At 46.1% G+C, this 12,278-nt stretch carries 13 protein-coding genes and 1 pseudogene; 3 read left to right on the forward strand and 11 right to left on the reverse strand.

Features of this window, described 5'->3' with window-relative positions; all coding sequences use genetic code 11:
• Positions 1 to 64: 64 nt before the first annotated feature.
• Positions 65 to 247, reverse strand: a complete 183-nt coding sequence (locus C6Y45_RS10935) for a hypothetical protein (protein WP_107585254.1) — start codon at positions 245 to 247, stop codon at positions 65 to 67.
• Between the two features lie 363 nt (positions 248 to 610).
• Positions 611 to 795, reverse strand: a pseudogene (rpsN, locus tag C6Y45_RS10940) (30S ribosomal protein S14); the annotation flags it as partial.
• A 239-nt stretch (positions 796 to 1,034) separates the two neighbouring features.
• Here rpsN and C6Y45_RS10945 point away from each other — a divergent pair.
• The gene (locus C6Y45_RS10945; RefSeq protein WP_245922644.1) at positions 1,035 to 1,691 is read left to right on the forward strand and encodes a TVP38/TMEM64 family protein; all 657 of its coding nucleotides are present in this window, start codon (positions 1,035 to 1,037) and stop codon (positions 1,689 to 1,691) included.
• Between the two features lie 76 nt (positions 1,692 to 1,767).
• Positions 1,768 to 2,214: a hypothetical protein gene (locus C6Y45_RS10950; protein ID WP_174703885.1), complete on the forward strand. Its 447-nt coding sequence runs from the start codon at positions 1,768 to 1,770 to the stop codon at positions 2,212 to 2,214.
• 450 nt (positions 2,215 to 2,664) lie between these two features.
• Here the strand turns inward: C6Y45_RS10950 and C6Y45_RS10955 are convergent, their stop codons facing one another.
• Positions 2,665 to 2,904, reverse strand: a complete 240-nt coding sequence (locus C6Y45_RS10955; protein ID WP_107585255.1) for a glutaredoxin family protein — start codon at positions 2,902 to 2,904, stop codon at positions 2,665 to 2,667.
• Between the two features lie 51 nt (positions 2,905 to 2,955).
• Between C6Y45_RS10955 and C6Y45_RS10960 the strand changes: the two genes are divergently transcribed.
• The gene (locus tag C6Y45_RS10960; RefSeq protein WP_107585256.1) at positions 2,956 to 3,636 is read left to right on the forward strand and encodes a Crp/Fnr family transcriptional regulator; all 681 of its coding nucleotides are present in this window, start codon (positions 2,956 to 2,958) and stop codon (positions 3,634 to 3,636) included.
• Position 3,637: 1 nt separating this feature from the next.
• Here the strand turns inward: C6Y45_RS10960 and C6Y45_RS10965 are convergent, their stop codons facing one another.
• The 8 genes from C6Y45_RS10965 to C6Y45_RS11000 form a co-directional block, all read right to left on the reverse strand.
• Complete coding sequence (locus tag C6Y45_RS10965; protein WP_107585257.1) at positions 3,638 to 5,056, reverse strand: dihydrolipoyl dehydrogenase family protein; 1,419 nt, start codon at positions 5,054 to 5,056, stop codon at positions 3,638 to 3,640.
• A 28-nt stretch (positions 5,057 to 5,084) separates the two neighbouring features.
• Positions 5,085 to 5,666, reverse strand: a complete 582-nt coding sequence (locus C6Y45_RS10970) for a CDP-alcohol phosphatidyltransferase family protein (RefSeq protein ID WP_107585258.1) — start codon at positions 5,664 to 5,666, stop codon at positions 5,085 to 5,087.
• Positions 5,667 to 5,686: 20 nt separating this feature from the next.
• Positions 5,687 to 6,337, reverse strand: coding sequence for a TVP38/TMEM64 family protein (locus C6Y45_RS10975; RefSeq protein ID WP_107585259.1), 651 nt, complete (start codon positions 6,335 to 6,337; stop codon positions 5,687 to 5,689).
• Positions 6,338 to 6,534: 197 nt separating this feature from the next.
• Positions 6,535 to 7,623 (reverse strand): FAD-dependent oxidoreductase, encoded by a 1,089-nt coding sequence (locus C6Y45_RS10980; protein ID WP_107585260.1) that lies wholly within the window; start codon positions 7,621 to 7,623, stop codon positions 6,535 to 6,537.
• Between the two features lie 74 nt (positions 7,624 to 7,697).
• On the reverse strand, positions 7,698 to 8,672 hold the full coding sequence (locus tag C6Y45_RS10985; RefSeq protein ID WP_107585261.1) for an ABC transporter ATP-binding protein: 975 nt from the start codon (positions 8,670 to 8,672) through the stop codon (positions 7,698 to 7,700).
• Complete coding sequence (locus C6Y45_RS10990) at positions 8,669 to 9,469, reverse strand: ABC transporter permease (protein WP_107585262.1); 801 nt, start codon at positions 9,467 to 9,469, stop codon at positions 8,669 to 8,671. The genes C6Y45_RS10985 and C6Y45_RS10990 overlap by 4 nt, the downstream gene beginning before the upstream one ends.
• Positions 9,466 to 10,332, reverse strand: coding sequence for an ABC transporter permease (locus C6Y45_RS10995; RefSeq protein ID WP_107585263.1), 867 nt, complete (start codon positions 10,330 to 10,332; stop codon positions 9,466 to 9,468). The genes C6Y45_RS10990 and C6Y45_RS10995 overlap by 4 nt, the downstream gene beginning before the upstream one ends.
• Complete coding sequence (locus tag C6Y45_RS11000; protein ID WP_107585264.1) at positions 10,313 to 11,557, reverse strand: ABC transporter substrate-binding protein; 1,245 nt, start codon at positions 11,555 to 11,557, stop codon at positions 10,313 to 10,315. The genes C6Y45_RS10995 and C6Y45_RS11000 overlap by 20 nt, the downstream gene beginning before the upstream one ends.
• Positions 11,558 to 12,278 lie beyond the last annotated feature (721 nt).

Genomic DNA, 12,278 nt, shown 5'->3' on the forward strand with positions numbered 1-12,278 from the left:
TTTTCAATATGTAACAGAGGCCTTTCCACACGATAAAATGACCTCTGCATAACCTTCACCGCATTTAAAAAAAGCTGTAATAAATAATACCTGCAGCTGCAAAAAAAGGAATAACAACCAGCAGTGATTTTTTTAAGCCCGTAAGGAAAGAAGATAATTCATTTCCCTTTTCCGAAACTACCGTTAATTCCAATGCTATATAAACAATGACTGAGATGGCCAGCCCAATACCTATTATCCAATTCAAATAACCACTCCGATACTGCCGGAATTTCAACAAAAAACTTGATTTATCAACTAAAAAACGAATACTGCCAAAGGTTTAATAAGGTGTTTATCCTTTTGGCAGTATCCGGATATAGAAGAATGTAAAAAAATCCCCACAGGGAAGGGGGAAATCCGCCGTGGGGGAATGGTTGTTTACTTCCCGCCGGAAGCAGGTTGTAAACTACATGTTTTATTTATCAGCTTAATGAGCTTTTGAATAATATTTTAATTGTGTCTGCTACATCAGCTGTAAAATGCTTTTGAGCAGTAATTACGGAAGGTGATTACAGAATTTCCACAGAAAACTGCAACTTAAAATGCTGTAGACTGCCTTCTCTCCTTCCTACCAGCTTGCTTTTTTCACACCTGGAATCTGGCCTTTGTGCGCGTAGTCTCTGAAAGCAATACGGGACATCCGGAATTTTCTTATGTAGCCGCGGGGGGCTCCCGGTAACTTCACAGCGCCCCCGTCAAACGTGTGGGCGAAGAGTCGCGCGGGAGCTTGCGGAGTGCTTCATAATCTTCTTTTGTAAACTCCTTCAATCATATTTCATGGAGGATTATGTATTTCGATTGAATATTTTTATATGCTTGAAGACTTAGAAGCAGGAAGCTGACGAGAACTTCTCCAGAACAACGAACAATATTTTTTCATCACTTAAAAATGTAGGCTGGCTTACTGACTTTCTAACTGCGTGCATATACACTTAGCTGAACTCCACTTTACCAATAAACCAGCTGACAGGCTGTAAAAAGGAAGGAAGATCATGATGACGGGACGTTCCTGGGTCAAGATTATACTTGTATTACTTATATTCAGTGCCCTCGCTTATACGACTCATTTTCATTTCGAAATTCGGCCGCAGCTCATCCGGGACTATATTCTTTCCTTTGGGTTATGGGGACCGGTCGCGTTTTTCTTCCTTTATACTATCGGCCCTTTCATATTTCTGCCCACGTCGGTGTTGTCTCTCGGGGCCGGGTTGGCATTTGGTGTCTGGCCGGGTGCTCTATATATCGTTTTTGGAGCCACCGGTGCTGCATCTACCGGATATATCATGGCTCGTTACTTTGGAAGTTCTGTAGTGAAAATAGAGCAGTTTGCCTGGTCGGAAAAGATATTCAACCAAATGGATAAGCGGGGCTTTTTGTATGTGTTTGTTCTCCGTCTCATCCCTATTGTCAGTTTCGATCTGCTCAGTTTTCTTTCCGGATTCGCCAAAGTCAAATTTAAGTATTACCTTCTCGCGACCGTACTGGGAATGCTTCCCGGCGTTTTCGCCTACAGTTTCTTAGGCGCAAGCATCGCTTCCGGGGATTTAATAATGATAGGCACAGCCGGAGGGGTATTTTTACTGCTGCTGGGTATTACCTATTATTTCCGAAGCCATGTCAAACGCTGGCTGGGACTGGCAGAGGAATAATGTAAGAGAGCTTACAGAAAAATATTTTTTTCTTCTTTATATTAGAAGTACAAATAATTAAAGGAGGGTGATGAAAGTGAAGTTTCCAGATAGCAGGATGGTTTCCTATGGGATTTTAGGCGGAGTGATCGGCGGCATACTTTTTGGTATTTTGATGCAGATGCAGGGAATGATTGGAATGATCGCCGCGATGATTGGCAGCGAAAGTACTGTGGTCGGATGGATCATTCATATGATGATCAGTATCATCTTCGGTATTTCTTTTGTAGCCGTCACCTCTTTTATCCACAATCTCTGGGCCGCTGCTGTCGTATTCGGAATCGCTATTTGGGTTGTCGGACCGCTGGTGATCATGCCGTTGATGCTGGGAATGGGTACCATGGTAGCTCAGGCATTCGCCCCTGAACAAATGATGAGCCTTGCCACTCACTTATTCTTCGCTTTCGTCGTAGCTGTAACTGTTAATCTGCTGAAAAGAAATGAGAAAGCAGATGAAAAAGAGTTCACCTTAAAAACGAGTTAGACTATTATTCCACAAACGAGGGGAAGCATAAAATGAAACGGAGCAGGAATACCTTTCTGTTCCGTTTTTCTTTTTGAATTTTTTTACTTTTAAACGTAAATATTAAGAGTGACTGCTTTTTTCCATTTGCCGGGGAGAAAGTCATCAACTCAGGCTTCCCGGTTTCCAGGTAATTTTCCTGCTTTCTTATTCCTAAGGAGTCATGAAAATCACCTTCACAAAGCTGTCTCTTAAAGATTATGGAAACAATATGAACCGAGACAACAGTTTAAAAAGCCCTCTCAGTTATAATCTGAAGGGATCCAGGTGTTGATAAAATTGTCACTCCAGTCTTGTGTAAGCTCCTTTACTTGCCGCGGGGATCAAAACGTAACGGGAAAGCCCCCCCACAGCTCACTGCAGCGAAGTTTTCCCAACAAGGTTGACGATTAACAGGGCTTCTTATACCAATTATTCACTACGGCAGGAACTTGCCTTCGAAGAAAAACTCAAAATCTCCAGGCCTTTGTATATCCCTTGATCACTTCTTAAAACCGGGACATATACTTCGCCGGTGAGCTTTTTTAATTCCTGCTGGACCTCCGGGGTGTGCAGGACGTTGATCTCTTGATAAGGAACCCCCTGCTGCTTTAAATGCTGTCTGGCTTCAGCACAAACGGAACAACCATCCATTGTATATAAAGTCATCATATGCCTGCTCCTTTATGTTATTATTATCTTTAATAAACGGGGGGTGATGTAATGGACAAATTGACGATGCTGTCTCAAATCAGTCTGTTCGATGAACTTTCGAAAGAAGAACTTATGACGATTGACAGGATGAGCGAAATGAAGCCCGTGAAAAAAGGCACCGTGGTCGTGTCCCCGGATTATCCAATTGAAGCGCTTTTTCTGCTCAAAAAGGGACAGGTCCGTCTGTACCGGATGAATGAAGAAGGAAAGCAGTTCACACTGGACATTCTGGTCGATGGAAATATTTTCGGCGAAACGTCCTCCGTCACCTTAACAGATGATCAAATCTATGCAGAGGCAATGACGGACACGTACTTATGTCTTCTCAGCCATAAAGATTTTGAAAACTTTATCGAAGCCAACCCAAAAATCGCATTGAAATTAATCGATATTCTTTCTTCCCGATTAAAAGATTTTTACAGTATCAGTGAAAAGATTGCTTTAAGCGATGTAAAGCACCGCCTCTTATATTTATTGCTGATGCTGAGTGAAAAAACCGGCCGGAGAAAAAACAACTGGCAGTCGATTGAGATGAAACTCACCCATCAGGATCTCGCCCATATGGTCGGCGCCAGCCGCGAAACGACGAGTGCCGTTTTAAGCCAGCTGAAAAAAGAGGGATTTCTGAAAAAGGTTCTCTATTTCTCCATCGATGCGGATAAGACAAAAGAGTATCTCCGGATTTCCTGATTCAGGGAAGCCACCTGATTACTTTGGCTGTTACTTTAGGAACAACGCCAGAAAACAATTTATTCCTCCAGTACGCGTTGCTTACCCGCTCGATGGCAGCGGCGTGGTTAGGGTACGGATACAGCATCTGCGAAAGATCCCCGATCTTCATGTTCTTTTCAGCAGCGAGAACCATCACCTGCATCCAGTCTCCTGCTCCCTTCCCAATGGCATGCGCCCCCAGGATTTCGCCTTTTTTATTTGTTACCACTTTAATCAAACCTTCCTCTGCCTCGTCCGCCGTAAACCGGTCAACCTCATCTAAAGGAGCGGTATAAACGAAAACATCCCCGGTTTTCGCAGCTTCCTGCTGCGTCGGGCCAAAATGAAAAATTTCCGGGGTGATGTACGTATTCCATGGGACATAGTCATAGGAAATTTTTCTTTTTAAATGAAAAAGAGCATTTTGAACGACTAATTTCCCTTCCATTCCGGCAACATGTGTAAATGGATAGGACCCGTTCACGTCTCCGACCGCGAAAATGTGCGGCTGAGCTGTCCGTAATGTGTCGTCCACCCGTATGAAACCGCGCTCATCCATCTTCACTCCGGCCCGCTCCAGATCCAGGTTTTCTGTATTAGGCTTTCTTCCGGTGGAAACAAAAATCTGGTCCGCCTCTTCACTGTACTCCTGTCCGTCAATCGTATAATCAACTCGTCTTCCCCCGGCACTGCGTGCACACCGGATAATCTGCGCATTCACTACGATCGTCAGTTCTTTCTCTAAAAGCTCCACTGCCTTCGCCTGAATATCACGGTCCTCCTTCCCGAGTACAGCCGGCCCTCCTTCCAGAACCGTCACGGCCGTACCGAGCCTTGCAAATGCCTGGGCAATTTCCAAACCTACGAGGCCTCCTCCAATGAAGACCATCCGCTCCGGAAGCTCTGTTAAATCAAACACTGTTTCGTTGGAGAGATATCCTGTATCCTCCAGCCCTTCGATGGGAGCAATGTTCGCCCGAGAGCCCACGGCAACGACAATTTTGTTTCCATAAAGCTGCTTATCATCGACCTGCACATGATGCTTGTCTACGAAAGAAGCCGCTCCATGAAAAACATCCACCCCCAGGTCCGTAAATCGTTCTTTACTGTCATGTTCCTGGATATGGGCCACCGCTTTTTTTACCCGTTGATTTATTTTTTCTAAATCCACTGTGCCCGTGGATGTGAGTCCGAACGTCTGCGCTTTACGCGCTTTGGCTGCGTCATTTGCTGCTTCTATTAAAGCTTTGGATGGAACACATCCGTAGTGCAGACAGTCCCCGCCTAATTCGTCGCGCTTTTCAATGAGGGCGACTTTGGCTCCAAGAGAAGCAGCTCCAGCAGCTGTCGTCATACCTCCTGCGCCTCCGCCGATAACGACTAAATCAAATTTTTTCATAAAGAGCCTCTCCTTTCCTCATGAACTCTTACCGCAGAATCTTTTTTGCTTCCACAAAACGCTGCAAACCGGTAAACGTTTCTACTGCGAAAAACAAGAGCGTCGTCCAAAATAGAAATTCGGGAAACAGCAGCATAATACTGAACAGGATAAATCCTTCTGTACGTTCAGCCGCTCCTGCCTGGTAATAAAACGATTTGACACCGGCCTTTTCGGAGACGGCCCCAACGACTAAAAAGATCGTCATCGAAAAAATGATGGAAACACTTAACAGCAGAAGCGGCCAGATGACTTCGGGATAAACGAAAGCAACCGCCAGGATGATTCCTATTTCCACGAGACGGTCAAACGTAATATCCATCACGGTTCCGAAAGGAGATGATTTAGTATAGCGGGCCATCGTTCCATCGACGGCATCCAAATATCCTGACATCCAGAGAAAAACAACTGCCAGCACTGGGTATCCCATGATATAGAAAACGCTGGCACCCAATCCAACCACCAGTGCCAGTATCGTAACCTGGTCCGGTGTTCTATCCTGCTCCAGCAGCCACCTTGCCGTTTTATCAATCGAGGGCTGCACATATTTTCTGGCATGTGTATCGAGCATTACTACCCCAACTTTCTGTCTTAATCAAATCCAACCCACTTTTTCACACGCCCCCGAAAAATAAATATCAGGCCGGATACTGCTGCTAGTAAAAGGAAGGCAGCGAGCATCATCGTGCGGCTTCCGGAAGTCAGGCTCGATCCGAGCGTTCCGTAAACGACGATTCCCGGTAATATGCCGATCATCGTAGCCAGTATATAGTGATGAAACCGGACCTTCATGACTCCGGATAAATAACTCAGTAAACCGAAGCCGATGACCGGGATCATCCGCAGAATCAGTACAAATAAAAAGCCTCTCTCTGTGATTTGTTTTTCCAATTTTTCCGACCAGGAAAAATTATGGACTTTTAACACTTTCTCTCCTAAAAAACGCCCGATCAAGTATCCGGTGGAAGCTGCTCCAAGCGCCCCCATCCATATAAATGCGGCACCGGGCCAGACCCCGTAGGTCAACCCCGCTGTCATAGATAAAATAAAGGAGGGAAAGAACACAAAAGGACCGATGGTATAAATAACGATAAACACTACCGGAGAAAGCCATCCAAAGGAGAGGATGAACTGCTGGATATCAACGGGAGATATATCCCACGCTTCTCTGGCAAAATAAACTATAATTATTATTACTGCGCCTGCAGCGGCGAGACGCAGCCAATCTTTGTACCTGCTCAACTTTACTCACCTGCTTAATGGAGGAAACGTTTTTATTAGTGGGCGGACGTCAGGCTGAAGGTGATCCAATGCTTTTTACGGCACTTCACTATTTTAGAAACAGCTTTTATACAGTGTATACTTTTTTCTGCTGATCACCTGTAAGACGGCTTACATAATGAATGTTTCATTTTGGCTTTCCAGAAAATAAAATCGAGTTACGCTTGGTACTGCTTCACAAAATTTGTATCGATTCTTTTTTTTATATGCCAGGCTATTTTACCGTGCAGCGAAAGATTGCCATAAAGCAAAAAGCCTTCCCCGTTTCCGATGGAGAGAATCGACAAGTATTTGTTTTGAGGCACAAACGTTTCCTTTTTACCGTTCTCGAAAAAAGCTTTCAGGTTCTCGTAAAGTACAGGACCTTGTTTAACGGCATATACACCCGCTTTATCGATGTCAGGATGATTAATGAGCGTTATGCAGTCTCCCGCGCCGAAAATAAAAGGAAATTCTCCGACCTGCAGCGTATTTTCTACGAGCAGGTACCCCTTTTCATCAACAGGCAGATCAGAGTGCTTAAATAAATCGGGAGCTTCCGGTCCTGTCAGCCAGATAAGCGCGTCAAAGCCAATCGATTGATCCGTGGACGTGATGACACTATTTTTATCGATCCGGGTGATCGTTTCATTCGTTCGTACATCCATTCCTTTTTGCTGGAGTAAATGCTCCATTTTCGACGTAACCCGCTGTTTTTTCTGTTCAAGAAGAGGCCCCGCACTGACCAACGTCACAACGCCATGCATTTCGTGCTTCTGCCGCCATGCGTGCAGCGAGGCACTGATTTCTATTCCTGCAGCTCCGCCGCCGACAACCAGTACTCTTTGGGCACGCCGCGCCTCTTCAACCGCTTCGACAAAACGAAAATTAGGCTTTATCGGCAGTGCGTAGGTCTCCGCTCCAGGAGTTTTCATACCGGCCATCATAGAACCGATATCAAAAGATACAACGTCAAAGGCAAAGGTCTCCCCCTGTTCCGTCCGGAGCGTTTTACGAACTGGATCGACGGATGTGACTGCACCCTGAAGCCAGGCGCTCCCCGCTTCAGCAGCCAGCTGTTCCAGATCCACTTTCATTTGATCCTCTGTATAAAATCCCTCGGTGTACCCGGAAAACATCCCGGAATAATACTGATATTTAGAAGGCGACAGTAAGGTTATATCGACACCTTTTATTTGGTTTTCCCGAAGTTGATTCAGGACATGCAGGTGGGCATGTCCGCCGCCGACGAGTACTAATTTCTGCATAGTCCTGTCCTTTCTTATCTTTGATACCGGTCGAATGCTCTTCTCGTGTTTTTAGAATGAGACAGCACCTTCACTCAGGAAGGCCGGTTATGATCAAAATGTATGATGGCTCCCTCACTGGCCGCAATCGATACAGCATCTTCCTCGTTGATGTTTTCTTCCATCGGCAGGGTCACATATTCTTTAAAAGCTGGTAAATGTATATGTCCGAGTTTCCGGCCGAGGTGATAGGTCGCGTGATGCACGGTTCCTTCCATCGTGAATCCGGCCTCCGGGGAAGACGTTTTTTTCCTGACTTTACAATCGGATAAGGGAAGGCACCGCTCATCATCGAGGACGAGATGACTTCCAAGAAACCTCGCGACAAATGCATTGGCCGGACGGCGGTTGATTTCCCGGGGTGTTCCAATCTGCTGGAACCGTCCTTCATGAAAAACTGCCACGCAGTCTCCCATGAGCAGAGCTTCCTCGTGATCGTGGGTCACAAAAACAGCTGTCATCTGCTGTTCTTTTAAAAAGTCACGGACCCAGTACCTCAGCTGTTTTCTAAGTTTCGGGTCCAGGCTGCTGAACGGCTCGTCCAGCAGTACCAGTGCCGGATCGACGGCAAGCGCGCGTGCAAGGGCCGCACGCTGTTTCTGTCCACCTGAAAGCTCATGCGGGTAATGCGAGGCATGTTCTTCCAGTTCCACAGCTTTCAGGAGACTGTCGATTTTCTTTTTATCCAATTTTCCTTTTAATCCGGCCCCGTAAGCAACATTCTCAAACGTGTTCATGTGCGGGAATAACAGCGGTTCCTGAAATACGAGGCTGATTGGACGGCGGTTTGCTTTCAATTTGGTAATATCCCTGCCTTCCGTCCAAATACTTCCGCCGGATAATGGCTCCAGGCCGGCAAGCGTCCGGAGGAGCGTCGATTTCCCGCTGCCGGACGGGCCGACGATGCTGAGCACCTCTCCCTTCTTCACCTCAAATGACAGCTTATCGAAGATGAGACGATCCGAAAAAGCTTTACTGATGTTATCTGCTTCCAGCGTCAAAATCTTCATGAATGATTCCTCCAATATTTCCCGCGATAAGGGACAAACAAAAGACAAAATTCTACAAATGTGTATAAAACCAAAGGAAGGACAGCGAACCAAAGAGAAAAAGCAGCCATTAAAGAAGTATCTGCTGTGTCCATAAATGGAAAAAAGACCATAGCCAGCGTCAACACTTCCCCTCCGCCAATGATCGCTGTAATCGCGTACTGGCTCAGGCTGATCACGATCACCAGAAAAACCACACTTCGGACAGCTGGCTTTAAAAAAGGAAGTTCAATGGTGATAAACCGCCTCAGAGCCCCCGCCCCCAGTACCTCTGCCTGTTCCAGCCACCTGCTTTCCAGCTGCCGGTACGTATTTGTCACGATTTTTATACTGTAGGGAAGTGTCGGTACGAGATGGATCAGCATGACTCCGAGCCAGGTGTCTGCCAGACCGAGACGAATCATCAAAATGTGAGTTCCCATCGCAATCAGCAGCACCGGCAGCAGAATAGGTGCAAGAAAAAGCGCTTCTACCAGCGGTTTCCCTTTAAATGAGTAATAAACAACAGCTTTCCCTGCAGGAACAGCAATCATCAAATTCAGGAGGACAACTGTCAGCCCGATCCATGCCGACCAGAAAGTCGCTTCGAGTATATTCGGCTCCGTGAACAGCGTCTGCCAGCTGTTTGTTCGAAAAGTGATGCTTTCATCCGGCCGCCACATCCCGGTAAAACTGATAATAAGCAGCAGAAAAACAGGACTCAGAAAGAAAATACAGGCGATTATCCAAAAAAACTGCTCTCTTAAACGGTATCTCATTTCAGCTGACCTTCCCTTTTTATAAACTTGTTTCTTCTTTTTAACAACGAGTAGCCGGCAAGGGAAATAAAGATGATGACCGCACTGATGAAAAACATCGCCGCGAAAGCAAGCGATCGTTCTTCCCATCCACTGCTGTAAAACCATTGATAACTTAATACGGAAATCATCTCCGGATAAGTTGCCCCGATGAGTGCCGGCACTTCATAAGCCGTTAAGGTGAAAGCAAAAAGAATAAGAAACGTTTCCAGTGTGGTCGGAAGGATCAGCGGCCATTCGACCATTTTGAATTTCTGCCATCGTCCGCCTCCAAGGGTAGCGACCAGATCGTTTAATTCCTGCTTCATCGCCGCATAGAGCGGCAGCAGCATTAGAACAACAAAAGGAATTCCTTTCCATACATACGTCAGAATAATACCAATACCCTGCTGATCATTGGTAAATCGCGAGAAAAACGCCGGTGACTCCAGCCATCCTGTCCCGGTCAGCAGATAAGCTGCCAGGCCTGTCTCTGCGAGGAACAAAATGACGACATACGCCCAGACAAAATGAGGAAAAAGCATTGGTATCCAGACCGTCACCCTGACAGGAAGCTTCGTCAGGGCGGCAGCAAACGTTCTCGTGAACCACCATCCGATCACAACTGCCAGCAAGGTAGACAGAAACGCTGTTCTCAAGCTGAAAACGAGCGATGCCCTGAACCGGTCCGTTCCGGCGAGCTCGGTGTAATAGTTCCATGTGAACCGTCCATTATCTGTAAAACTCTCCACTGCCCCTGCCACCAGTCCATAGATGGGAAGCAGAAGAAAGACGGCTCCCGGAAGCAGTAAAAGAACGAGTGATTTATTCCTGAATAATTTCATTGAACCACTGATCCTCCAGCCATCCCACATAGGAAGCGTCCGATTCCGGAAGAAAACTCTCTTCCAGCTTTTCAGTCGGCAGGACGGTATCCCCGCGGTCCACTTCCTGAAATTTCTGCTGCATATCATCGTCCAGTTTATCGATCGATATCGGTGTATTCTCTCCCCAAGGGGAAGGTTTCATTTTTTCCAGCTGGGCTTCCGGACTCAGCATATGGTTGATCGCAACGAGGGCGCCGGCCATATTCGGGCTGTTAAAGGGAATAGACAAAAAGTGCGTATTCCCAATTGAACCGGGCTCCATCACAAAAGAGCGTGTGGATTCGGGAAATACGCCTCTTTCCACCAGCGACTCAGCGCGCGCCTCATTATAGCCCATCGTCATCCAGACTTCTCCATTACTGTACAGCCGGTCAAGCTCCGTGAGGGAGTTGGGATAATGGCTGCCTTCCCGCCATAAGTCCGGCTGAATCTCCTCCAGATAATCAAGCGTCTGCCCGGCGGGATCCTGCATCTGCTCCTCATCCAGCGGCTGATTATATACCGACGAAGGCTCATCAGCGTTTTCGTACAGAAGATGCCTGATAAAAGCATTGCCAGTAAAGTCGGAAGGGTTCGGATAAGTAAACCTGCCTGGGTTTTCCTGAATCCAGCCTTTTAAATCCTGAAAGTTTTCGGGAGGGTGATCGATTTGTGTTTCATCATAATGGAACACAAACTGCACCTGGCCCCACGGGGCTTCCATTCCATCGACCGCTGTGCCGAAATCAAGCTGGAAAGCAGAGGATTCTGTGTCGTAATAATTTTGAAAATTCGGCAGTTCCTCCGTAAAAGACCCTGCCAGCAGATCGTTATCTTTTGCGTTTTTAAAGTTTTCTCCGTTAAGCCAGATAATATCGATACTTCCAGCGTCACGCCCCGCTCTTTTTTCTGTTAGAAGCCGCTGCAGAATTTCTTCTGTATCCATGGGAATCCTATTCAGGGTAACAGCTGCTTCTTCCTCCAGCGCAGGGCTTACCCACTCGTCGATGTATTCGTTGATCCCTTCATCGCCGCCCCACATATACAAGTTCACTTCAGTCGAAGCTGCTTCATTTTCTATGTCTGTCCAGGAATTTTCCAGGAGGGCATCGATTTCGTCCGCTGACTCTCCCTCATCCGCTGTTTGACAGGCTGCCAGAAAAATCAGGCCCGAAAAAATAAAATAAAACTTCTTTTTCACCATGAACTCCCCCCTTAACTAAGTAATGGATGAACACGATCCGCGTGTACTTATTCCTTCCGCCTTCAATATGGGGTTCCATTACTCCCGAAAAATTATTCAATCTGTTCTGCGTACAAAGATCGTTTATTTTATTGTACACTTTTTTATCGCAGGAACATGTAATTCACCTTACAGCAGCGGATATTTACTCCAAAGAATTTATCAACAGAAGAGATGATCCCTTAAGCAAGAACGCATTGGATATGCCGGTATATAAAAAAAGAGCTTGTCCAAAAATGAAAATTCCCCGTAAATGAAGTATTTTACGGAGAATTTCAGAGTGTTGATTAAGTCTTGGTTTCAGAATAATTATTCTTCTGAATGTATAGCTTTCTCCTACACTCCCCGGCGGAAGCTTGCCGTGGGCTTGTCGTCAGCTATTTTCCATGGCCTGCGCCATGGAAAAGGATCTTCCGACTGCGCTTATTCCCACCGGCGTCCCCGCCGGTCGTTCCGGAGGAAAAAGCCTTTCCTGAATGGAAGAAAGGGCGGAATCAACATGTTTTTTAGAAGAGAAATCTTCTTTTTATTTTCCTGCTGGAGCTGCAGCAGGCGACTCCCTCGGGAAAGATTGATATGGCAGGGTTTAAGACCTATTTTTTCTATTCAAAAAATTTTTTTGAGCTTTCCTCCTTTATGAAGCAGAACACAAATAACCATTTGATGAAAATAATGGATAAGT

Source organism: Alkalicoccus saliphilus, assembly GCF_003044065.1.
In the GTDB taxonomy this organism is placed as follows: domain Bacteria; phylum Bacillota; class Bacilli; order Bacillales; family Salisediminibacteriaceae; genus Alkalicoccus; species Alkalicoccus saliphilus.